This window comes from Streptomyces sp. P3, from assembly GCF_003032475.1.
Lineage (GTDB): Bacteria > Actinomycetota > Actinomycetes > Streptomycetales > Streptomycetaceae > Streptomyces.
The window spans coordinates 2,995,283-3,017,828 of sequence record NZ_CP028369.1 but is presented as its reverse complement, the minus strand read 5'-3'; the positions used below and the strand labels follow the sequence as shown (position 1 = coordinate 3,017,828).

Below are 22,546 nucleotides of genomic sequence, written 5' to 3'. Positions count from 1 at the left end.
GCATGGGGCTGTTCGTGGTTTCAGAACCAACACAGTGGACGCGAGCAACTGAGGACAAGCCCTCGGCCTATTAGTACCAGTCAGCTTCACCCATTACTGGGCTTCCACATCCGGCCTATCAACCCAGTCGTCTACTGGGAGCCTTACCCCATCAAGTGGGTGGGAATACTCATCTCGAAGCAGGCTTCCCGCTTAGATGCTTTCAGCGGTTATCCCTCCCGAACGTAGCCAACCAGCCATGCCCTTGGCAGAACAACTGGCACACCAGAGGTTCGTCCGTCCCGGTCCTCTCGTACTAGGGACAGCCCTTCTCAATATTCCTGCGCGCGCAGCGGATAGGGACCGAACTGTCTCACGACGTTCTAAACCCAGCTCGCGTACCGCTTTAATGGGCGAACAGCCCAACCCTTGGGACCGACTCCAGCCCCAGGATGCGACGAGCCGACATCGAGGTGCCAAACCATCCCGTCGATATGGACTCTTGGGGAAGATCAGCCTGTTATCCCCGGGGTACCTTTTATCCGTTGAGCGACGGCGCTTCCACAAGCCACCGCCGGATCACTAGTCCCGACTTTCGTCCCTGCTCGACCCGTCGGTCTCACAGTCAAGCTCCCTTGTGCACTTACACTCAACACCTGATTGCCAACCAGGCTGAGGGAACCTTTGGGCGCCTCCGTTACTCTTTAGGAGACAACCGCCCCAGTTAAACTACCCATCAGACACTGTCCCTGATCCGGATCACGGACCCAGGTTAGACATCCAGCACGACCAGACTGGTATTTCAACGACGACTCCACCTGAACTGGCGTCCAAGCTTCACAGTCTCCCAGCTATCCTACACAAGCCGAACCGAACACCAATATCAAACTGTAGTAAAGGTCCCGGGGTCTTTCCGTCCTGCTGCGCGAAACGAGCATCTTTACTCGTAGTGCAATTTCACCGGGCCTATGGTTGAGACAGTCGAGAAGTCGTTACGCCATTCGTGCAGGTCGGAACTTACCCGACAAGGAATTTCGCTACCTTAGGATGGTTATAGTTACCACCGCCGTTTACTGGCGCTTAAGTTCTCAGCTTCGCCACCCCGAAGAGTGACTAACCGGTCCCCTTAACGTTCCAGCACCGGGCAGGCGTCAGTCCGTATACATCGCCTTACGGCTTCGCACGGACCTGTGTTTTTAGTAAACAGTCGCTTCTCGCTGGTCTCTGCGGCCACCCCCAGCTCGAGGAGCAAGTCCTCTCACCAAGCGTGGCCCCCCTTCTCCCGAAGTTACGGGGGCATTTTGCCGAGTTCCTTAACCATAGTTCACCCGAACGCCTCGGTATTCTCTACCTGACCACCTGAGTCGGTTTAGGGTACGGGCCGCCATGAAACTCGCTAGAGGCTTTTCTCGACAGCATAGGATCATCCACTTCGCCACAATCGGCTCGGCATCAGGTCTCAGACTATGTGGTGTGCGGATTTGCCTACACACCGTCCTACACCCTTACCCCGGGACAACCACCGCCCGGGATGGACTACCTTCCTGCGTCACCCCATCACTCACCTACTGCAAGTCTGGTCCGTCGGCTCCACCACTTTCCATTCCCCGAAGGGTCCGGAACGGCTTCACGGACTTAGCATCGCCTGGTTCAATGTTTGACGCTTCACAGCGGGTACCGGAATATCAACCGGTTATCCATCGACTACGCCTGTCGGCCTCGCCTTAGGTCCCGACTTACCCTGGGCAGATCAGCTTGACCCAGGAACCCTTAGTCAATCGGCGCACACGTTTCTCACGTGTGAATCGCTACTCATGCCTGCATTCTCACTCGTGAACCGTCCACAACTACCTTCCGGTGCTGCTTCACCCGGCACACGACGCTCCCCTACCCATCACGATCCCCGTTGGGGGTATATATCGCAATGACACGACTTCGGCGGTACGCTTGAGCCCCGCTACATTGTCGGCGCGGAATCACTAGACCAGTGAGCTATTACGCACTCTTTCAAGGGTGGCTGCTTCTAAGCCAACCTCCTGGTTGTCTCTGCGACTCCACATCCTTTCCCACTTAGCGTACGCTTAGGGGCCTTAGTCGATGCTCTGGGCTGTTTCCCTCTCGACCATGGAGCTTATCCCCCACAGTCTCACTGCCGCGCTCTCACTTACCGGCATTCGGAGTTTGGCTAAGGTCAGTAACCCGGTAGGGCCCATCGCCTATCCAGTGCTCTACCTCCGGCAAGAAACACACGACGCTGCACCTAAATGCATTTCGGGGAGAACCAGCTATCACGGAGTTTGATTGGCCTTTCACCCCTAACCACAGGTCATCCCCCAGGTTTTCAACCCTGGTGGGTTCGGTCCTCCACGAAGTCTTACCTCCGCTTCAACCTGCCCATGGCTAGATCACTCCGCTTCGGGTCTTGAGCGTGCTACTGAAACGCCCTGTTCGGACTCGCTTTCGCTACGGCTACCCCACCCGGGTTAACCTCGCAACACACCGCAAACTCGCAGGCTCATTCTTCAAAAGGCACGCAGTCACGAGACGCCAAGCAAGCTTGACGTCCGACGCTCCCACGGCTTGTAGGCACACGGTTTCAGGTACTATTTCACTCCGCTCCCGCGGTACTTTTCACCATTCCCTCACGGTACTATCCGCTATCGGTCACCAGGGAATATTTAGGCTTAGCGGGTGGTCCCGCCAGATTCACACGGGATTTCTCGGGCCCCGTGCTACTTGGGTGTCTCTCAAACGAGCCGTTGATGTTTCGACTACGGGGGTCTTACCCTCTACGCCGGACCTTTCGCATGTCCTTCGCCTACATCAACGGTTTCTGACTCGCCTCACAGCCGGCAGACTGTGAAAGAGAGATCCCACAACCCCGAATGCGCAACCCCTGCCGGGTCTCACACGCATACGGTTTGGCCTCATCCGGTTTCGCTCGCCACTACTCCCGGAATCACGGTTGTTTTCTCTTCCTGCGGGTACTGAGATGTTTCACTTCCCCGCGTTCCCTCCACATACCCTATGTGTTCAGGTATGGGTGACAGCCCATGACGACTGCCGGGTTTCCCCATTCGGAAACCCCCGGATCAAAGCCTGGTTGACGGCTCCCCGGGGACTATCGTGGCCTCCCACGTCCTTCATCGGTTCCTGGTGCCAAGGCATCCACCGTGCGCCCTTAAAAACTTGGCCACAGATGCTCGCGTCCACTGTGCAGTTCTCAAACAACGACCAGCCACCCATCACCCCCAACCTGAGCTGGAGTTCACTGGGGCCGGCATCAGAAGGGCAAGCGAAAACGCTCGCACCCTCAGACACCCAACAGCGTGCCCGGCACCCCCACCACTCGTGATCAGCTTTCCACGCTCCGAAGAGCAGTACTTGCAGCCCGAGATGACTGAGAATGCCGAATAATCAACGTTCCACCCATGAGCAACCAGCACCGGACGTTCGCCGATGAACTGGCCTCTGGACAACCTTGCGGCTGCCTAGAAGTGCTCCTTAGAAAGGAGGTGATCCAGCCGCACCTTCCGGTACGGCTACCTTGTTACGACTTCGTCCCAATCGCCAGTCCCACCTTCGACAGCTCCCTCCCACAAGGGGTTGGGCCACCGGCTTCGGGTGTTACCGACTTTCGTGACGTGACGGGCGGTGTGTACAAGGCCCGGGAACGTATTCACCGCAGCAATGCTGATCTGCGATTACTAGCAACTCCGACTTCATGGGGTCGAGTTGCAGACCCCAATCCGAACTGAGACCGGCTTTTTGAGATTCGCTCCACCTCACGGTTTCGCAGCTCTTTGTACCGGCCATTGTAGCACGTGTGCAGCCCAAGACATAAGGGGCATGATGACTTGACGTCGTCCCCACCTTCCTCCGAGTTGACCCCGGCAGTCTCCTGTGAGTCCCCATCACCCCGAAGGGCATGCTGGCAACACAGAACAAGGGTTGCGCTCGTTGCGGGACTTAACCCAACATCTCACGACACGAGCTGACGACAGCCATGCACCACCTGTACACCGACCACAAGGGGGCGACCATCTCTGGCCGTTTCCGGTGTATGTCAAGCCTTGGTAAGGTTCTTCGCGTTGCGTCGAATTAAGCCACATGCTCCGCTGCTTGTGCGGGCCCCCGTCAATTCCTTTGAGTTTTAGCCTTGCGGCCGTACTCCCCAGGCGGGGAACTTAATGCGTTAGCTGCGGCACCGACGACGTGGAATGTCGCCAACACCTAGTTCCCACCGTTTACGGCGTGGACTACCAGGGTATCTAATCCTGTTCGCTCCCCACGCTTTCGCTCCTCAGCGTCAGTAATGGCCCAGAGATCCGCCTTCGCCACCGGTGTTCCTCCTGATATCTGCGCATTTCACCGCTACACCAGGAATTCCGATCTCCCCTACCACACTCTAGTCTGCCCGTATCGAATGCAGACCCGGGGTTAAGCCCCGGGCTTTCACATCCGACGCGACAGACCGCCTACGAGCTCTTTACGCCCAATAATTCCGGACAACGCTTGCGCCCTACGTATTACCGCGGCTGCTGGCACGTAGTTAGCCGGCGCTTCTTCTGCAGGTACCGTCACTTTCGCTTCTTCCCTGCTGAAAGAGGTTTACAACCCGAAGGCCGTCATCCCTCACGCGGCGTCGCTGCATCAGGCTTTCGCCCATTGTGCAATATTCCCCACTGCTGCCTCCCGTAGGAGTCTGGGCCGTGTCTCAGTCCCAGTGTGGCCGGTCGCCCTCTCAGGCCGGCTACCCGTCGTCGCCTTGGTGAGCCATTACCTCACCAACAAGCTGATAGGCCGCGGGCTCATCCTTCACCGCCGGAGCTTTCAACCCCCACAGATGCCTGCGGGAGTGGTATCCGGTATTAGACCCCGTTTCCAGGGCTTGTCCCAGAGTGAAGGGCAGATTGCCCACGTGTTACTCACCCGTTCGCCACTAATCCCCACCGAAGTGGTTCATCGTTCGACTTGCATGTGTTAAGCACGCCGCCAGCGTTCGTCCTGAGCCAGGATCAAACTCTCCGTGAATGTTTTCCCGTAATCGGGATCGCACACACGAGAGCGGAACGTCGAGCGGAATAAGCCCGGCGTTCACAACGTCCTCGCTGTGTTTGTTTCAAAGGAACCTCATCCTCGGCTATCACTGCCGGGGACGGGGTATCAACATATCTGGCGTTGATTTTTGGCACGCTGTTGAGTTCTCAAGGAACGGACGCTTCCTTCGTACTCACCCTCTCGGGCTTTCCTCCGGGCAGTTTCCCTTCGGTCTTGCGTTTCCGACTCTATCAGACCGTTTCCCGATCCGATTTCCTCGGCGCTTTCCAGGTTTCCCGCTTATCTCGCGGTTTCCCTTTCCGGCGGTTCCGACTTTATCAGAAGTTTCAGGGCGGTCTGACCGGCCATTCGATTTCCGACTTGTCGGGGGCCTCTGTGGAATCAGAGATTCACGAGGCTGACAGATACTAACTCTTGCCGACCGGACTCTGTCCAGTTCCAGGCAACTGTTCGAATCTACCTCCTCACGCACTCCGTGTCAACGGCGTTTGCGAGGCGAAGAGGAGACTAGCAGTTCATCGGGGGCGGTCGCACATCAGGCGGCTGTCGGCACTGTCGCGCTGCGCTCGGCCGCCTCGACGTCACCCGTGTCGCCGGCCCGGGCGGCCCTGCCGCCGAGGACGTAGACGTAGGCCAGGAAGGCCAGTTCGGCTGCGATGCCGATGGCGAGGCGGGCCCAGGTGGGCAGGCCGGAGGGCGTGACGAAGCCTTCGATGGCGCCGGAGACGAACAGGACCAGGGCGAGTCCCATCGCCATGCCGACCGCGGCGCGGCCCTCTTCGGCCAGAGCGGTGCGCCGGGTGCGGGGACCTGGGTCGATGACGGTCCAGCCCAGCCGGAGTCCGGTGCCGGCCGCCACGAAGACCGCCGTCAGCTCCAGGAGACCGTGCGGGAGGACGAGACCGAGGAAGGTGTCGAGCCGGCCCGCCGAGGACATCAGGCCGGCTCCGATGCCGAGATTGAGCATGTTCTGGAAGAGGATCCAGAGGACCGGCAGGCCGAGGAAGACACCGAGGACCAGACACAGGGCGGCGGCCTGGGCGTTGTTCGTCCAGACCTGCGCGGCGAACGCCGCGGCCTGGTGACTCGAGTAGTACGTCTCGTAGAGGCCGCCCGGCCGGGTGAGGTCGCGCAGTTCGTCCGGGGCGGCTATGGATGCCTGCACTTCCGGATGGGTGCCGATCCACCAGCCCAGGAGGGCGGCGACAGCGGTGGAGAGCAGCGCGGTGGGGACCCACCAGTGGCGTGACCTGTAGACCGCGGCGGGGAATCCCTGGGTGAGGAAGCGCGTCACGTCGCGCCACGAGGCGCGGCGGGCGCCGGTCACCGTGCTGCGCGCGCGTGCCACGAGTTGGGTGAGCCGTCCGGTGAGCTGGGGGTCGGGGGCGCTGGACTGGATGAGGGAGAGGTGGGTGGCGGTGCGCTGGTAGAGGGTGACGAGTTCGTCGGTCTCGGCGCCGGTGAGGGTGCGTCGGCGGCGCAGGAGGGCGTCGAGGCGGTCCCATTCGGCTCGGTGGGCGGAGACGAAGACGTCGAGGTCCATCGGTGTGCCTGCTCCTCGGCTGTTCGTCGGCGGCCGGCGGTGGATGTCAGCTTGTCGTACTGCGGCGCGAAGTGCCCTCAGCTTGGCAGACTGGCGGTTCTCGGGGCAGGCCAGGGAAGGGATGTCGGACGTGAGTGAGCTGGTGACGGGTGAGGCGGTGGCGCTGGAGCTGCGGCCCGCCAGGCTGCCCAGCCGGGGGTTGGCCACGTTGCTGGACCTCGTGGTGGCGTTCACGGCCTATCTCGTCGTGAGCGTGGTGGTGGTGGTGACGACGGCGTCTTTGGACGAAGCGGCGCAGATCGCTCTGTCGATCGCCGCGTTCCTGCTGGTGCTGGTGGGCGGGCCGATAGCGGTGGAGACGCTCAGTCATGGGCGGTCGCTCGGGAAGCTCGCCTGTGGTCTGCGGGTGGTGCGGGACGACGGCGGGCCGATCCGGTTCCGGCACGCGTTGGTGCGGGGTGCGATCGGGGTGGTGGAGATTCTGCTGACGCTGGGGGTGGTGGCCTGTATCGCTTCGCTCGTGTCGGCACGGGGGCGGCGGCTCGGTGACGTCTTCGCCGGGACGTTGGTGGTGCGGGAGCGGGTGCCCGCGGCGCGGTCCGGTTTCGTGCCGCCGCCTCCGCCCTGGCTGGCGGGTCGGTTCCAGGGACTCGATCTGTCGGCCGTGCCGGACGGGCTGTGGCTGGCGGTCCGGCAGTACCTGGGGCGGACGGGCCAGCTGGACCCGCAGGTCGGCTGGGCGATGGCGGTGCGGCTGGCCGGTGAGCTCGCGGCGTTCACGGGGGTTCCGGTGCCGCAGGGGGTGCCGCCGGCCGCGTATCTGGCGGCGGTCGTGCAGGAGCGGCAGGTCCGGGAGGCGCGGCGGGCGTTCGGGGGCGGTCCGGTGGCGGCGCCGGTGGTGGGCGCGGGCGGTGCGGCGTACAGTCCGCCGGTTCCGTGGGTCCCGCCTGTTCCGCCGGTCGTGGCGGCCGGGGTTTCGTCGGAGGAGCGGGCTGTCGACGGGTCCGCGGGGCCGGGCACGGGGTTCGTGCCGCCGGCGTAGGCCGGGGTGCGGGTCAGTCGAAGGCCGAGGGGGGTGTCTCGAGGTCTTCGAGCTCGATGCCGGGGGCGGCCAGGACGACGTCACCGGCGAGGTGCACGGTGTGCTGTTCGCCGGTGTCCAGGGCGGTGACCTGGTATTCGTCCACGGTCAGGGGGCCGTTGTCAGTGGCGTGTGCTTCGCTCTTCAGCAGGGACCAGGACTGGTCCACGGTGCGAGGGGCGAGGACCGGGTCGGTGAAGGCGACGAGGCGTACGCGGGTTGCCGCGGAGGCGGGGGTGAGGCGTAGGAGTCGGCTGGTCGCGACGAGGAAGGCGGGGGAGGCGCCGGTGAAGGCGTGGGCTGCGACGTTGCCTTCTGTTGCCTGGGCTCCGGTGGGGTCGGTGCGGACCCAGGTGACGCCGTCCAGGGCGGCGCCGCGTACCTGCCAGTCGCTCGCGTGCAGTTCGAGGCGCAGGGGGCGTCCGAGGTCGTCGAGGGTGAGGTCGACGCTGCCGGTGTGATCGCCGGTGGGGGTGGTCAGCCGGGACACGTAGCGCCAGCCGGAGGGGCCGGGCGCGCATTGGAAGTGCTCGTGTGCGAGGGGGGTGTGGTCGTGCGGGTCGTGGAGCGAATACCGGCCGCGGGGCATGGGGGTCCTGGGGTGTTGCGGGGTGGTCGGGGCGCCGCGGCGGTCCGGTCCTGGGGGCGGAGGGGCAGGCCCCCGGCACGGGGGTGCGGGGGCCTGCCTCTGTGGCGCTGTGGACCGGGCTACGGGCTCAGTAGCGGTAGTGGTCCGACTTGTAGGGGCCGTCGACCTGGACGCCGATGTACGACGCCTGCTCGGGGCGGAGCGTGGTCAGCTTGACGCCGAGCGAGTCGAGGTGAAGGCGGGCGACCTTTTCGTCGAGGTGCTTGGGCAGCGTGTAGACGCCGATCGGGTACTCGTCGGGCTTGGTGAACAGCTCGATCTGGGCCAGGGTCTGGTCCGCGAAGGAGTTGGACATCACGAAGGACGGGTGGCCGGTGGCGTTGCCCAGGTTCAGCAGGCGGCCCTCGGACAGGACGATGATCACCTTGCCGTCGGGGAAGGTCCAGGTGTGGACCTGGGGCTTGACCTCGTCCTTGACGATGCCGGGGATCTTGGCGAGGCCGGCCATGTCGATCTCGTTGTCGAAGTGGCCGATGTTGCCGACGATGGCCTGGTGCTTCATCTTGGCCATGTCCGCGGCCATGATGATGTCCTTGTTGCCGGTCGTGGTGATGAAGATGTCGGCCTTGTCGACGACCTCGTCGAGGGTCGTGACCTGGTAGCCGTCCATCGCGGCCTGCAGGGCGCAGATGGGGTCGATCTCGGTGACGATGACGCGGGCGCCCTGGCCGCGCAGCGACTCTGCGCAGCCCTTGCCGACGTCGCCGTAGCCGCAGACGACGGCGGTCTTGCCACCGATGAGGACGTCGGTGGCACGGTTGATGCCGTCGATCAGGGAGTGCCGGCAGCCGTACTTGTTGTCGAACTTCGACTTGGTCACGGCGTCGTTGACGTTGATCGCCGGGAACAGCAGGTCGCCGTCGCGCTGCATCTCGTACAGGCGGTGGACGCCGGTGGTGGTCTCCTCGGTGACACCGCGGATCTCGGAGGCGAGCTGGGTCCACTTCTGGGAGCCGTCGCTGATGGTGCGGTTGAGGAGTTCGAGGATGACGCGGTGTTCGTCGTTCTCGGCGGTGTCGACGGCGGGGACCTTGCCGTCCTTCTCGTACTCGACGCCCTTGTGGACGAGGAGGGTGGCGTCGCCGCCGTCGTCGAGGATCATGTTCGGGCCGCCGGTGGGGCTGTCCGGCCAGGTCAGGGCCTGCTCGGTGCACCACCAGTACTCCTCCAGGGTCTCGCCCTTCCAGGCGAAGACCGGGACGCCCTGGGGGCTGTCGGGCGTGCCGTTCGGGCCGACGGCGATGGCGGCGGCCGCGTGGTCCTGGGTGGAGAAGATGTTGCAGGAGGCCCAGCGGACCTGGGCGCCGAGCGCGACCAGGGTCTCGATGAGGACGGCGGTCTGCACGGTCATGTGCAGGGAGCCGGTGACGCGGGCGCCGGCGAGGGGCTGGGCTTCGGCGTATTCCTTGCGGATCGCCATGAGGCCCGGCATCTCGTGCTCGGCGAGGGTGATCTCCTTGCGGCCGAAGACGGCCAGGGAGAGGTCGGCGACCTTGAAGTCCTGGCGCTTGTCGACAGTCGTCATGGTGAGCTGCTCCTCGGGGGTCGGGGCGAGGTGTGGGTACGGCTGGTCTGCGCGTCGGTGGACACAGGGGTGCCCGAAGAAGGACACAGGCATGCCCGGGTGCGCGCAGCGCAGTCCGTCGGAGGCCCTCTCTCCCTCGGACGGTCCGCTGGGGACCGCCCGACCGCCATCAGCAGCGACGTCTGGCTCCGTTCCAAGCTACACCGCGGGCGCGGGACGGCCCCAGTCCGCGTCCGGTCGGATGGCGTCGGATCGGGCTGGATCCGGCCGGATCACGTCGGTCGGGCCGATCGGGCCGGTCGGGCCGACGCGATCCGGCCGGGCCGAGGGTGCGGGCGCGCAACGGCGACAGGACCCGCCGGTGGTGCCGGGGGTCCTGTCGGATGGTGTCAGAGGGCTCAGTGCTCGGCCGAGGGCAGACTGGGGCCGCCCGGGGTGGCTTCGGCGTCCGGGCCCTTGGCGGCTTCGGCCTCGCTGTAGATGTCCGGCTCGAGGTAGATGACGCGGGCGATGGGGACCGCGGCGCGGATGCGGGCCTCGGCGGCGTTGATGGCGGTGGCGACCTGGGTGGCGGTGTCGTCGTGCTCGACGGCGATCTTGGCGGCGACCAGGAGTTCCTCGGGGCCGAGGTGGAGGGTGCGCATGTGGATGACGCCGGTGACGGTGTCGCCGTCGACGATCGCGGCCTCGATCTTCTGGACGTCCTCCAGACCTGCGGACTCGCCGAGCAGCAGGGACTTGGTCTCGGCGGCGAGGACGAGGGCGATGAGGATGAGGAGGACGCCGATGCAGACGGTGCCGATGCCGTCCCAGATGCCGTCGCCGGTGAGCAGGGCGACGCCGACGCCGCCGAGGGCGAGGACGAGGCCGATCAGGGCGCCGAAGTCCTCGAGGAGGACGACGGGGAGTTCGGGGGCCTTGGCGCGTCGGATGAACTGTGACCAGGAGAGCTTGCCGCGGAGTTCGTTGGACTCCTTGATGGCGGTACGGAAGGAGAAGCCCTCGGCGATGATGGCGAAGACGAGGACTCCGACGGGCCAGTACCAGTGCTCGATCTCGTGCGGGTGCTGGATCTTCTCGTAGCCCTCGTAGACGGCGAACATGCCGCCGACGGAGAAGAGGACGATGGAGACGAGGAAGGCGTAGATGTAGCGTTCGCGGCCGTAGCCGAAGGGGTGTTGCGGGGTGGCTTCACGCTGGGCCTTCCTGCCTCCGATGAGGAGGAGTGCCTGGTTGCCGGAGTCGGCGAGCGAGTGCACGCCTTCGGCGAGCATCGACGACGAGCCGCTGAACGCGAACGCCACGAACTTCGATGCCGCGATCGCGAGGTTGGCTCCGAGTGCCGCCACGATCGCCCTGGTGCCGCCTGACGCGCTCATGTGTTCGCGTTGTCCCTTCGCCTTCGTGCGTACGCCGTGCTGGGCGCGGCCCGTTGCGGCTTTGCCCGTCCTTTGCCGGGGGGCCATTGTTGCAGCCCCGTCCGACAGCGCTGCATTCGGTCGTCGTGACCGGGGTCAGGCGACGACCGTGGCCCGGAAGACCGTACCCGCCCCGCTCACTTCGGCCTGGTGCCCCGCGGGGACGAAGACAGACGTGCCGGGTGTCAGCGCGTGTTCGCCCGCGCGGACGGCTCCTGCGGTGCACAGCAGGATCTGCGGGGTGGGGAGGGTGAGGTCGTGGGCGGGGCCGGCGGCGGCGAGGACGTAGCGGGAGAGCCGGAACTCGTCGGTGGGGGTGTCGTAGACCTCTTCGCCGTCCGGGGCGGCCTCGGGGCGCAGGACGCCGGGGTCGCCGGGCTCGAAGCGGACGATGCGCAGGAGTTCGGGGACGTCGACGTGTTTGGGGGTGAGTCCGCAGCGCAGGACGTTGTCGGAATTGGCCATGATCTCGACGCCGAGGCCGTTGAGGTAGGCGTGCGGGATGCCGGCGCCGAGGTACAGGGCCTCGCCGGGCTGGAGCCGGACGTGGTTGAGGAGCATGGCGGCGATGACGCCCGGGTCGCCGGGGTAGTGGTGGGCGATGCCCGCGTAGGGGGTGTACGCGCCGCCGAGGCGGTCGCAGGCGGTGGTGGCGGCGGCGACGGTGTGCGCCATCTCGTCGGGGTCGGCGGTGAGAACCGCCGTCAGCACCTCGCGCAGGGCGGCTTCCTCGGGCTGTGCGTGCAGGAGGTCGACGTACGGCTTGAGGGAGTCGACGCCGAGGCCGTCGAGGAGGTCGGCGGCGTGTGCCGGGGTGCGGAAGCCGCACAGGCCGTCGAACTCGGTGAGGGCGCAGATGAGTTCGGGCTTGTGGTTGGCGTCCTTGTAGTTGCGGTGCGGGGCGTCGGCGGGGACGCCCCGGCGTTCCTCGTCCTCGTAGCCCTCCTTGGCCTGGGTCAGGTCGGGGTGGACCTGGAGGGAGAGGGGGGCGCCGGCGGCGAGGAGTTTGAGGAGGAAGGGGAGGCGGGGCCCGAACCTGGCGACGGTCCGTTCGCCGAGTTCGCGCCGCGGGTCGGCGTCGATCACGTCGAGGAGGGTGCCGCGGTCGGTGCGGGAGGGTGCGCCGGGGTGGGCGCCCATCCACATCTCGGCCTGCGGTTCACCGGTGGGCTCGACGCCGAGCAGCTGCGGGATCGCGGTGGGGGAACCCCAGGCGTAGGGGCGGACGGTGTTGTCGAGGCGGTCCATGCGGTCTCTCTCTGCCTGCCCGTCCGTCGTCGGTGGGTTGTCGGTCGGTCGTGGCCGTGGGTCGTGCGGAGGGCGTGACGGCGTCGGGCGGGGGTGGCCGGTCGTGGGCGGCTGTTTCGCGTCAGGCCCGGCGCCGTCTCGTCAGGCTCCTGTGGCGAGTGCCAGGTAGACGGCGGCGAAGTCCGTGGTGGCGATGAGTTCGGCGAGGGTGGCGAGTTCGCCGCCTTCCTCGGGTTCGAGTTCGCTGATCGGCGTGTCGTGGCTGAGGGCCAGTTCGCGGGCGGTCGGGGCGGCGGTCAGGCCGCCGATGGGGCGGTCTCGCAGCAGCACTACGCGCGCGTGCAGGGCGGGCGGCTCCTCGACGCGGTCACGGAAGAAGTCGTCCGGGTCGGCGCTCGCGGCGAGCGGGCCGGCCAGCAGCGCGTTGTGCTCGGCGAGGGCCTCGGGGAGTTCGGCGACGAGGGCGGGGCGGCCGGCGAGTTCGGCGAGGGCGGCGGCGAAGCGGCGGCCCGCGGGGCCGGCCGAGGTCCCTTCGGTCCAGATGACGGGGAGCGCGTCGGCGAGTTCGGCGGCCAGGGTCTTCGCCGGGTTGCTGTAGGTGGCGACGGCGGGCCCGCAGCGTTCGGCGACCTGGTCGAGCCGGTCGGCGACCTTCTCGAGCTCCTCGGGCGGGGCGGAGATCAGGGCGATGCGGTCGAGGAGGGCGAGGAGCGGGGTGAGCAGGGCCCACAGGACGCCGGGCGCGGAGGCGGCCGCGGGGGGCTGCTCCTCCTGTTCGTACGGGGCGGTCGCCAGGGGGATGAACAGGCTGTGCGCGGCGACGGCCGCTTCGCTGAGCGGCGACTGGGCGGGGGCCACCGCGGCGACGGTGCAGCCTCGGCGGTAGGCCTGTTCGGTGAGGAGGGAGAGGCCGGGTTCGCTGCCGTCGGGGGTGGCGATGAGGAGGAGGTCCACGGAGCCGGCCCAGCCGGGGAGTTCCCAGCGCAGGGCACCGGCGGCGGGGGCGACGCCGGTGGGCGCCAGCCGGATGACGGGGCACGCGGCGCCGGCGAGGGTGCCGAGGAGGTCGGCCACGCAGACCGCGGCGGCGCCGGGTCCTGCGATGAGGATGGCGCGGGGGCGGCCGTCCGGTACCAGGTCGTCCACGCCGGCCTCGGTCGTGTGCCGGACGGCGGTGCGGACGCGGGCGCCGGCTTCGGCGGCGCCGCGCATGAGGGCTCTGCGGTCGGCCTCGGTGAGGGCTTCCGGAGTGTCGAGCAGCGAGTCGTCGAGCATGGCGGCAGTCTCCGATCGCCTGGGGCGTCATCGGTTTCGGGGCCCGGGGTGCGGGTGCGGCGGACGCGGTGCGCCCGGGGGCGCGGGTCGCCGGGCGCGTTATGCGGGGTGGCGGGCCTCGTCGACCAGGAGGACGGGGATGTCGTCACGCACGGGGTAGGCCAGGCCGCAGTCCTGCGCCGTGCAGATCAGCTCGGTGTCCTGCTCCTTGAGGGGGGCGTGGCAGGCGGGGCAGGCGAGGATCTCCAGGAGGCCGGCTTCGAGCGGCATGGGGTGTCCTTTCGAGGTGGCGGGCGGGTGTGGCCCGGGGTGCGGACGTGCCTGGTCAGCGTACCGCTGGTGAGGGTGGGGCCGCGGGGGTCCGGCGCGGCGCGCGGGGTGGGCCGGGGAGGTGCTGGTGGGGCGGGCGGCGCGGACCGAACAGGACCGGTCTCAGGCGCGGATGATGCGCAGGGCCTCGTCCCGGATCCTGGTCATCGTCTGTTCGTCGCGGGCCTCGGCGTTGAGGCGGAGGAGGGGTTCGGTGTTGGAGGGGCGGACGTTGAACCACCAGTCGGCGGAGGAGACAGTCAGGCCGTCCAGCTCGTCCAGGGTGACGTCCTCGCGGGGGCCGTACGCCGCCTTGATCGCGGCGATGCGGCCGGCCTGGTCGGCGACCGTCGAGTTGATCTCCCCGGAGCCGCTGTAGCGGTCGTACTCCGCGACGAGGGAGGAGAGCGGGCCCTGCTGGCCGCCGAGGGCCGCGAGGACGTGCAGGGCGGCCAGCATGCCGGTGTCGGCGTTCCAGAAGTCCTTGAAGTAGTAGTGCGCGGAGTGCTCGCCGCCGAAGATCGCGCCGGAGCGTGCCATCTCGGCCTTGATGAAGGAGTGGCCGACGCGGGTGCGGACGGGGGTGCCGCCGTTCTCCTTCACCGCCTCCGGGACGGACCAGGAGGTGATCAGGTTGTGGATGACGGTGCCCCTGCCGCCGTTGCGCGCGAGTTCGCGTACGGCCACCAGTGCCGTGATCGCGGACGGGGAGACCGGTTCGCCTCGCTCGTCGACGACGAAGCAGCGGTCGGCGTCGCCGTCGAAGGCGAGGCCGAGGTCGGCCCCCACTTCACGGACCCGCTTCTGGAGGTCCACGAGGTTCGCCGGGTCCAGGGGGTTGGCCTCGTGGTTGGGGAAGGTGCCGTCCAGCTCGAAGTACAGGGGGACGAGGGTCAGGGGCAGGCCCTCGAAGACGGTGGGGACGGTGTGGCCGCCCATGCCGTTGCCCGCGTCGACCACGACCGTGAGGGGGCGGATTCCGGTCAGGTCGACGAGTGCGCGCAGGTGTGCCGCGTAGTCGTTCAACGTGTCGGCCCGGGTGATCGTTCCCTGCGGCGGGGCGGCGTGCGGGGCGGGCGTCGTCCCGGGGCGCGGTGCCGCGTCACGTGCCGGTCGCCCTGCACCGGCTTCGGCGCCGGAGTCCGTCCAGCGCTCCACGAGTTCGCGGATCTCGGTCAGGCCGGTGTCCTGGCCGACCGGGGCCGCGCCCGCGCGGCAGAGCTTGATGCCGTTGTACTGGGCCGGGTTGTGCGAGGCCGTGAACATCGCGCCGGGCAGGTTCAGTGCGCCCGAGGCGTAGTACAGCTGGTCCGTGGAGCACAGGCCGATCTGGGTGACGTCCACGCCGCGGGCTGCCGCGCCGCGGGAGAAGGCGTCGGTGAGGCCGGGCGAGGAAGGGCGCATGTCGTGGCCGACGACGATCGCCCGGGCTCCGGTCACCTGGGCGAAGGCCGCGCCGAACAGTTCGGCGAGGGACTCGTCCCACTGGTCCGGGACCAGCCCGCGTACGTCGTACGCCTTGACGATCTGCGACAGATCAGCAGCCACGGCCAACCTTCCTGAAGTCCTGTGGGTCACCACAAACTACCCGGGCCGCTCCGGCGTGCGGCGGCGGGCCGCCGGGTGGGACCGGGTGATGTCCGGTCCGGTGCCCGGCGGATCGGAAAGCGGTTGCCGGTCTCTTTCGGCCGACCGCACGACAGGGTGTGCCGGGATCGCGCGCCCAAGGAGGTGGGGCAGCGCGTGAGGGGGTGGCGGGTGCGGCTGCTCAGTTGTCGGGCGAGCGCAGGACCCGCAGGTGGCCGCGGCGTGCGACCTCCATCGGGTCCGCCGAGCGCCTGCCGCCGCCGGCTCCGGCCGCGCGCTCCTGCGGGCGGGCCGCCTCGCGTACCGCGTTGGCAAGCGCTTCCAGGTCGTCTCCGCTGGGGCGGGCCGGGGCCGAGCTGTCGAGGAGACGGACGACCTCCCAGCCGCGCGGGGCGGTGAGGCGCTCGGAGTGCTCGGCGCACAGGTCGTAGCAGTGGGGCTCGGCGTAGGTGGCGAGCGGGCCGAGGACCGCGGTCGAGTCGGCGTAGACGTACGTCAGCGTCGCGACGGCGGGTCGGCCGCAGGCGGTGCGCGAACAGCGACGTACAGGGCTCACGATGTTGGACGGTACCGCACTCTTGAGCGGGCCGCGACGACTCTCCACCAGGTCACTCCACCGTGTCGGGTTGTGAAACGCCCCACGCGCCGGTTCAGTCATACCCCGCTGACCTGCGTGAACACCAGTCGTTGAGGGCGGGAACCTGTCTGCTCGCGGTCATCACTCGGCACAAACAGCATCAATTGTCATGAGTTCACCGGTCTCGGAGAGATACGGATTCGAGCCCAACCTTGGCTGGATTGGTCATCCTGCGACAAGCGGCATCTGTGGGCCGACGGCGGGGCCGCGGTGGCCCGCCGACGGGGAGCCGTGGGGGGCGGGGCGCCGGGACACCTCGGGGACTACGCTTCAGTAGTGATGGAGAGCCCCGTACCACCCCCTGCCGCCGGCCCAGGTCCCCGTCGTCGCGATCGCCACGGGCGGGGGATGCGGGGGCCTGTCGCACCTCCCCAGGTGCCGTTGGCCGCCAGTCGCGCCGACGTGTTCGCGGACCTCGTGCAGGACTCCGTGGACCGGCTGGAACGCCGATGGCCGCAGCTCGCCGACATCGACTTCATGGTCCTGGAGGTGCCGCGCCTGGATGCGGCGTCGGAACCGTGGAACGACGAGGCGGTCCCGCTGGGCGGCACGATCCCCGCGCGTGAGGGGCGACGGGCACGGGTCGTCGTCTACCGGCGGCCGGTCGAGATCCGCACCAAGGGCCGCGACGAACGGGCCGCGCTGGTGCACGAGGTCGTCGTGGAGCAGGTCGCCGAGCTGCTGGGGCTGACGCCCGAGACGGTGGATCCGCGCTACGGCGAGGACTGAGCGCCGCGACGCCCACCGTCCCCCTGCCGAGGGACGGAGCCACCCTTTCGGGTCACCTCTGCAGCACCGCGACGTCCTCGTCGGTCTGCGGTACCGCCACCGTTCCCCGATCGTCCGGCAGGGTCTGGATCGTGAAGCCCGGGACGCCCTCCTGAGTGACCGTCAGGGTGCGGGCGGCGTAGACCGGGGTGGCCGTGAGGGGTTCGACGGTCAGCGCGAACGTGCCCTTGAGGCCGGCCGGGAGGGGGAGCCGGACCTCCTGCGTGGTGCCCGCCTTGACGGTGTACGTCTGGGAGACGGACGTGCCGCCCCCGCTGCCCGCGGACGCGGTGACCTTGACCTTGGCCGCGCCCTTGGGGGCGGTCAGGGACAGGGACGCGGCTTTGGCGGTGTTGTCGGCCACCGAGGCGCGCGCGCCGACGGGGGCGGCTGCCGGGATGAACGCCGACTCCTGCTTGCCCCCCTTGCCGCGCAGGACCCGTACGGCGGCGACCACGGGCGTCGACTGGTCCGTCGGGGTCAGGATCAGGGAGCCGGCCTCCCCGCGCGTGACGTCGCCGAGGTCGACGGAGGTCGTTTTGCCCGCCTTGACGTGCAGCGTCTCGTGCCCTGCCGGGGTGATCAGGCCTGAGGCGGAGGCCAGTTGGACTCTGAGGTCGGCGTCCGCGTCGCCGGGCGCGTAGGCGATGAGGCGGACGGCGGTGGCGTCCTTGGGGATGCCGGGGACGACCTGGGTGGCGGCCGGTTCGGTGGAGGGGGCCAGCCAGTCTCCGCCGAGCTTCGCGTCCAGGGCCTGGACGGCTGCCCCGAGGCGGCCGCTGCGCACGTTGACGTGGACGGTGAGGTCCTCCTGCTTCTCGGGGGTGAGCGTGGACAGCAGGATCGGCTCGCTGGAGTGCGCGGGGACGGTGATGTCCTCCCCCACCGGGCTCGCCAGGGCGCCGTCCTTGCCGTAGAGCTCGATGTCGACGACGGCTGCGGAGTCGTCCGGATTGGTGAGGTGGACGTAGTCCGTGCGGTCCGCGGACGTGCCGGCGCCCGGGAACCAGAACTCGGTGTCGGGCGCGCTGCAGGTGAGGCCCTGCAGGCCGCGGCCGCTGCCGGCGGCGACCGAGGTGGTCTCCTGGACCGTCCAGCCGGGGGCGAACTTCCCCTCGGCGGTGCCCAGGAGCGCGGGGGCGTCGCCGCCTGTGGTGACGCCGACGGCCGGGGTGCCGGGCGCCTTGGGGGCGACGACGGGCTTCGCGGCCTTCTTCCTGCCGCTCGCCTTGTCCCCCGTCTTGTCGCCCGTCTTGTCCCCTGCCTTGCCGCTCGCGGTGTCCGCCGGGACCGCCGGATCCCCCGCCGCCGCCGTGAGTTCGGCCGTGCCGCCGCCGGCGGTCCCCTTGGTGACGGGTGTGAAGGACGTGTACGACGTCTCGGCGAGGTCGGAGCTGCTGGGCGAGGGGCAGAGCAGGCTGGTGCGCTCCACGGGCAGTTCGGCGGCCGCCCTGGCGGTGTCCTGTCCGGGAGCGTCCGGCTGGTTGAGCGCGGCGAACCCGGTGACGGCGGCGAGGGCGACCGTGCCGGCGATCAGGGACAGGGTGGTGCGGTTCACTGCTGGCTCCCGTCGGGGCGCTCGTTGCCGGTGCCGTGGGGGTGCTGGGCCGGGTCGTAGGCGGGGTCGTAGCCGCCCTGACCGTAGACCGACGGATCGTAGGCCGACGGATCGTAGGCCGAGGGGTCGTAGGCCGACGGGTCGTAGCCCTGCTGGGGCTGGTTCGGGTCGTACGGCGCCTGCTGGGCCTGGGTCCGGCCGTCGTAGGCGTACGGCTCGTACTGGCCGGCCTGGTAGGGGTCGTAGGACTGCTGCTGGTCGTAGCCGCCCACCGGGTACTGCTGGGCGTCGGAGTACTGGCCGCCCTGGTGGCCGTCGTACTCGGCGCCCGCGTAGGTCGGCTGGTCCTGCCCGCCCCAGTCGCCGTAGGACTGCTGCCGGGGGACCGCGGCCGGCGGCTGCTCCTCCTGGGCGGGAACCGGGAACTCGCCGTCCTGGCCGGACTCCTCGGCCTCGGCCTCGGCCTGCGCGCGCAGACGGCGGGCGCGGCGGCCCTCGCCCTCGACGGCCTGGGCGGGGACGAGGTCCTCCTCGGGGAGGTCGTCGTCGACGTCGCGGCGGCGGCCCGGGAGGGCCAGGACGACGAGGACGACGGCGAGCAGGCCCTGTGCCCACAGCCAGGCGGTGTGGGCGAACGGGTCGTCGTAGGTGACGTCGAGCGTGCCCCCGGAGGCGGGCAGCTCGAAGCCCTGGGCCCAGCCGTCGACGGTGGTGGGGGTGAGGGGCTTGCCGTCGAGGGTGGCCGTCCAGCCGTCGGCCGCCGTGTCGGCCAGACGCAGGACGCGACCGCCGGAGCCGGCCGGGAGGGTGGTGTGGATGTCGACGGGGCCTGCGGCGACCGGGACCGGCGTGCCCTTGCCGGACGCGGCGACGACGGCCGCGCGGGAGACCTCCTGGTTGACCCGCCACAGCGCGCTGCCGTCCTGCTGGCTGAGCCTCTTCAGGCCGGGGGTGGCGTCCAGGACGCGGGCGACCTCGCGGGGCGCGCCCTTGTGGACGAGGACGTAGCCCACGGCGAACTTGCCGAGCTGGTCGCTCTGGTCGGCGCCGGAACCGGCGACGAGGTTGGCGACGACCTTGTCGAGCTGGGCGTTCTCGCCGTCGGCCGCGGCGAGTTCGGCGTCGCCGAGGCGCGCGCCGGAGCCGCGGACCAGCATGTAGCCGACGTGTGCCGCGGAGTCGCTGTCGAGGACGAGGGTGCGGGCCTGATCGCTTCCGCCTGCCTCTTCGGCGACGAACGCGGGCACCTGGACGGGGTCGCGGCGCTCCAGGGGGCCGTCGGCTCCGCCGATCATCCAGCCGGCGGCGACCAGCAGCGGACCCGCGGCCGAGGCGAAGGCGATGAGGACGGCGACCGGCTGGCGCCAGCCGAAGCTCTGTTCGGCGACACGCGTGCGTACTCCCTCGGCGCCGACGACGGCGGCGGCGAGGAGGGCGATGCCGTAGACGAGGGTGGCGGGGCCGGCCCAGGTCGAGTTGTTGGACAGGACCGCGAAGACGAGGCTCACCAGGGCGACCGCCCAGGCCGCCCAGACGGCGAAGTGGCGCTCGGAGCGGAGCAGGGCGGCCAGCGCGGCCAGCACGATACCGATGAGCATGAGGCCCTCGACGGTGCCGGGGCCGCCGGGGCTCGCGCCGAGCAGGTCGAGGGCGGTGGCGGCCGACGGGCCGTGGTCGAGGCCGGCCTGGGTGAAGAAGCCGAACGGCAGCAACGACAGCGACCAGGGCGCGAGGATCAGCAGGGGCGTGCCGAGCTGGGCCAGGAAGCGCAGGCCGTGGGCGGTGATGTCGCCGCGGCGCAGGGCGAGGACCGCGACACCGAGGACCAGGGTGATGGGCCAGACGATCGGCGTGAACGCGGTGGTGATCGTCAGGAGCAGCGCGTACGCCCAGGTGGCGCGCCAGCTGCCGCGGCCGCCGGAGCGCTGTGCCAGGCCACTGGCGGCGACGCCGGCGCGGGCGATGAGCGGCAGCAGGACGGCGAGGACGGCGGTGCCGACGCGGCCGCCTGCGAGGGCGCCGGTGGCGGCGGGCAGGAAGGCGTAGACGACGGCCGCCCACGCGCGCAGCAGACGCGATTCGACGAGCGGCCGGGAGGCGAAGTAGGCGGCCACGCCGGCCAGGGGTACCGAGCAGACGAGCAGCACGGTGAGGGCGAGGCCGGTCGAGCCGAGGAGCAGGGTGGCCAGCGTCGCGATGATCGCGAGGTAGGGCGGGGCGGACGCGGTGCCGCCGGCGCCCACCGCGTGCCAGGCGTCGGTGTAGCGCGCCCACAGGTCGGAGGCGTCCGGCGGGGCGGGCAGCAGGGCGCCGCCGGCGAGCGCGCCGCCGCCGAGGAGGTCGCGGCAGGCGACGAGGGAGACCAGGAGCAGGACCAGGAAGAGCACCGGGCCCGGTTTGCGGGCGATGCGCTTGAGGCGGGCGAACTGCTCGATCTCCAGGAAGTCGGCGTCGTCGCCGCCGGGGCCCGACTCGACGGCGCCGCCGTGCCGGCCCGCTCCGGAGACGGCGTCGGGGTCGGAGGAGCCGAAGAGGTCGCCTGCGACCTGTTCGATGGTGGCCCGCACGGTTGCGCCGGGCGGCGGGAACAGGGGGCGCAGTTCGTCCTTGTCGACGGTCGCTCTGCCGCGCGCGCGGCGTCCGGCGATGATCCGCTCGGGCCGCAGCAGGGTGCCCAGCAGGCCGCGGATCTCGTCGACGGCCTGTCCGGGGACCTTGCCGACGAGGTAGGCGACGGTGCGCAGCAGGGTGCCGAGGACGAGGCGCACCAGGACCCAGGGCAGCAGGGCCGTGCGGCTGTTGACGAGGAGGGTGTAGGCGGCGCCGGCCTTGTCGACCTTGTGCGGTGAGGCGCTGGTGCGGCCCGCGCAGTCGACGGTGCGGCGTTCGCGGGAGGCGGCCTCGGCGTGCCGTACGACGGCCTCGGGGGCGATGAGGACGCGGTGGCCGGCGGCCTGTGCTCGCCAGCACAGGTCGACGTCGTCCCGCATGAGGGGGAGGCGGCGGTCGAAGCCGCCGAGCTGTTCGAAGACGTCGCGGCGGATCAGCATGCCGGCGGTGGACACGGACAGCACGGACCGGACGTGGTCGTGCTGGCCCTGGTCCTGCTCGCGGCGGTCCAGGCCGGTCCAGCGGCGGCCTGAGTGGGCGATGGTGACGCCGACCTCGAGCAGCTGACGGCGGTCGTACCAGCCGCGGAGTTTGGGTCCGACGACGGCCACGTCGTCACGGCCGAGTTCGAGTTCGTTCTCCACGACGCGCAGCAGTTCGGCGAGCGCGTCGGGTTCGGGGGCGCTGTCGTCGTGCAGCAGCCAGAGCCACTGGACGGGCTCTCCGTGCGGGAGTTCCGGCAGGTCGTAGGCGTCGTCGCGCCAGGTGCGGGTGACCGGGTCCCAGCCGCTGGGGCGCTTGAGGTAGGGCAGTTCCTCGGGGGTGAGGACGGGGGCCGTGCGGTGGGCCTCCTCGACGGCCTGACCGAACCCGGTGCGCCGGGCGAGGTGCAGGACGCGGTCGTCACCGAGGGCCTCGGCGACCAGTCGCGCGGAGTCGTCCGAGCTGCCGGTGTCGGCGGCCATGACGGACTGGACGGGGCGCTCCTGGCCGAGCAGCCCGGCGAGCGCGTCGGGCAGCCAGCGGGCACCGTCGTGGGAGACGATCACCGCGGTCACTACATGACGCGGGAACTCAGGTGTGACAGCGCCGTCTTGGCGGGCTGCCGTGTGGCTGTGCACGGACATCGAGGTACGGGCCCCGGTTCGCTGGACTGCGGTGGACGCCTGCGCCGTGCGGGGACGGCAGGGTGTCTCGGACGAGCGCCCACACTATCGGCTGGGCAGGGCGACGGCCCGCCGCCTGTGGACAACCCACCTGCGACGGGCCGTTCGGACCCTGCGCCTCGCTGCCGGCCA

At 69.1% G+C, this 22,546-nt stretch carries 13 protein-coding genes and 2 rRNA genes; 2 read left to right on the top strand and 13 right to left on the bottom strand.

Annotated features, from left to right (window positions below; translation table 11 throughout):
• Nucleotides 1–50: 50 nt before the first annotated feature.
• The 3 genes from C6376_RS13585 to C6376_RS13570 form a co-directional block, all read right to left on the bottom strand.
• Nucleotides 51–3,174, bottom strand: a 23S ribosomal RNA gene (locus tag C6376_RS13585).
• Between the two features lie 313 nt (nucleotides 3,175–3,487).
• Nucleotides 3,488–5,013, bottom strand: a 16S ribosomal RNA gene (locus C6376_RS13580).
• Together the 16S and 23S rRNA genes form the textbook arrangement of a ribosomal RNA operon.
• A 562-nt stretch (nucleotides 5,014–5,575) precedes the next feature.
• Entirely contained in the window at nucleotides 5,576–6,583 is a 1,008-nt protein-coding gene (locus C6376_RS13570) for a stage II sporulation protein M (RefSeq protein ID WP_107443658.1), read from the bottom strand.
• A gap of 130 nt (nucleotides 6,584–6,713) precedes the next feature.
• Between C6376_RS13570 and C6376_RS13565 the strand changes: the two genes are divergently transcribed.
• A complete protein-coding gene (locus C6376_RS13565) occupies nucleotides 6,714–7,625 on the top strand; it encodes an RDD family protein (protein WP_107448946.1) in 912 nt (303 codons plus the stop codon).
• Nucleotides 7,626–7,638: 13 nt separating this feature from the next.
• Here C6376_RS13565 and C6376_RS13560 read toward each other — a convergent pair whose 3' ends face one another.
• The 8 genes from C6376_RS13560 to C6376_RS13525 all read right to left on the bottom strand — a co-directional run bounded on the left by C6376_RS13560 (nucleotide 7,639) and on the right by C6376_RS13525 (nucleotide 16,279).
• The gene (locus tag C6376_RS13560; RefSeq protein ID WP_107443657.1) at nucleotides 7,639–8,253 is read right to left on the bottom strand and encodes a hypothetical protein; all 615 of its coding nucleotides are present in this window, start codon (nucleotides 8,251–8,253) and stop codon (nucleotides 7,639–7,641) included.
• A 127-nt stretch (nucleotides 8,254–8,380) separates the two neighbouring features.
• Nucleotides 8,381–9,838 carry an adenosylhomocysteinase gene (gene ahcY, locus C6376_RS13555; protein ID WP_107443656.1) on the bottom strand — a complete coding sequence of 486 codons (1,458 nt, stop codon included), beginning with the start codon at nucleotides 9,836–9,838 and terminating at the stop codon, nucleotides 8,381–8,383.
• A gap of 398 nt (nucleotides 9,839–10,236) precedes the next feature.
• A complete protein-coding gene (locus C6376_RS13550; RefSeq protein ID WP_107443655.1) occupies nucleotides 10,237–11,217 on the bottom strand; it encodes a cation diffusion facilitator family transporter in 981 nt (326 codons plus the stop codon).
• Between the two features lie 135 nt (nucleotides 11,218–11,352).
• Nucleotides 11,353–12,504, bottom strand: a complete 1,152-nt coding sequence (gene manA, locus C6376_RS13545) for a mannose-6-phosphate isomerase, class I (protein WP_107443654.1) — start codon at nucleotides 12,502–12,504, stop codon at nucleotides 11,353–11,355.
• A gap of 141 nt (nucleotides 12,505–12,645) precedes the next feature.
• Nucleotides 12,646–13,779, bottom strand: coding sequence for an SIS domain-containing protein (locus C6376_RS13540; protein WP_107443653.1), 1,134 nt, complete (start codon nucleotides 13,777–13,779; stop codon nucleotides 12,646–12,648).
• A gap of 99 nt (nucleotides 13,780–13,878) precedes the next feature.
• Nucleotides 13,879–14,049, bottom strand: coding sequence for a Trm112 family protein (locus C6376_RS13535; protein WP_107443652.1), 171 nt, complete (start codon nucleotides 14,047–14,049; stop codon nucleotides 13,879–13,881).
• Between the two features lie 162 nt (nucleotides 14,050–14,211).
• Nucleotides 14,212–15,636: a phosphomannomutase/phosphoglucomutase gene (locus tag C6376_RS13530; protein WP_107443651.1), complete on the bottom strand. Its 1,425-nt coding sequence runs from the start codon at nucleotides 15,634–15,636 to the stop codon at nucleotides 14,212–14,214.
• 220 nt (nucleotides 15,637–15,856) lie between these two features.
• Entirely contained in the window at nucleotides 15,857–16,279 is a 423-nt protein-coding gene (locus C6376_RS13525; RefSeq protein ID WP_107443650.1) for a DUF3499 domain-containing protein, read from the bottom strand.
• A gap of 312 nt (nucleotides 16,280–16,591) precedes the next feature.
• On the opposite strand from C6376_RS13525, the gene C6376_RS13520 reads away from it, so the two are divergent.
• Nucleotides 16,592–17,041 (top strand): metallopeptidase family protein, encoded by a 450-nt coding sequence (locus tag C6376_RS13520; RefSeq protein WP_107443649.1) that lies wholly within the window; start codon nucleotides 16,592–16,594, stop codon nucleotides 17,039–17,041.
• Nucleotides 17,042–17,093: 52 nt separating this feature from the next.
• Here the strand turns inward: C6376_RS13520 and C6376_RS13515 are convergent, their stop codons facing one another.
• Nucleotides 17,094–18,638, bottom strand: a complete 1,545-nt coding sequence (locus C6376_RS13515) for a DUF5719 family protein (RefSeq protein ID WP_107443648.1) — start codon at nucleotides 18,636–18,638, stop codon at nucleotides 17,094–17,096.
• Nucleotides 18,635–22,375, bottom strand: a complete 3,741-nt coding sequence (locus C6376_RS13510; RefSeq protein ID WP_107443647.1) for a glycosyltransferase — start codon at nucleotides 22,373–22,375, stop codon at nucleotides 18,635–18,637. Before C6376_RS13510 ends, C6376_RS13515 begins: the two co-directional genes overlap by 4 nt.
• Nucleotides 22,376–22,546 lie beyond the last annotated feature (171 nt).

Coding starts and splice junctions, on each gene's coding strand:
- C6376_RS13570 (WP_107443658.1), bottom strand. CDS start 6,583: ATGGACCTCGACGTCTTCGTCTCCGCCCACCGAGCCGAATGGGACCGC.
- C6376_RS13560 (WP_107443657.1), bottom strand. CDS start 8,253: ATGCCCCGCGGCCGGTATTCGCTCCACGACCCGCACGACCACACCCCC.
- ahcY (WP_107443656.1), bottom strand. CDS start 9,838: ATGACGACTGTCGACAAGCGCCAGGACTTCAAGGTCGCCGACCTCTCC.
- C6376_RS13550 (WP_107443655.1), bottom strand. CDS start 11,217: ATGAGCGCGTCAGGCGGCACCAGGGCGATCGTGGCGGCACTCGGAGCC.
- manA (WP_107443654.1), bottom strand. CDS start 12,504: ATGGACCGCCTCGACAACACCGTCCGCCCCTACGCCTGGGGTTCCCCC.
- C6376_RS13540 (WP_107443653.1), bottom strand. CDS start 13,779: ATGCTCGACGACTCGCTGCTCGACACTCCGGAAGCCCTCACCGAGGCC.
- C6376_RS13535 (WP_107443652.1), bottom strand. CDS start 14,049: ATGCCGCTCGAAGCCGGCCTCCTGGAGATCCTCGCCTGCCCCGCCTGC.
- C6376_RS13520 (WP_107443649.1), top strand. CDS start 16,592: ATGGAGAGCCCCGTACCACCCCCTGCCGCCGGCCCAGGTCCCCGTCGT.
- C6376_RS13510 (WP_107443647.1), bottom strand. CDS start 22,375: ATGTCCGTGCACAGCCACACGGCAGCCCGCCAAGACGGCGCTGTCACA.